Genomic DNA, 228 nt, shown 5'->3' on the forward strand with positions numbered 1-228 from the left:
GGCGTTGAACAGGCTGTAGGTCGTTGGCGCCGCCGATGCGGCGATGTTGAAGGTCTCGTTGGTCGAGAGGCCGCCGAGATCGGTCGCCGTCACTCTGACGCCGTAGGTGCCTGCTGTCGTCGGCGTGCCGGAGAAGGTCCGCGTCGTGGCGTTGAAGGCCAACCAGGCGGGCAGCGCCGTGCCATCGGCAGCCGTTGCCGTATAGGCCAGCGTCTCGGTGCTGTCGAC

General features: G+C 67.5%; 1 protein-coding gene. It reads right to left on the reverse strand.

Going from position 1 to position 228, the window contains the following annotated elements:
- The coding region (locus ACMUVN_RS33365) for a putative Ig domain-containing protein (RefSeq protein ID WP_414816064.1) at positions 1-228 on the reverse strand (228 nt) is incomplete at both ends.

The organism is Rhizobium sp. IY2 (assembly GCF_047532935.1).
Classification (GTDB): domain Bacteria; phylum Pseudomonadota; class Alphaproteobacteria; order Rhizobiales; family Rhizobiaceae; genus Rhizobium; species Rhizobium anhuiense.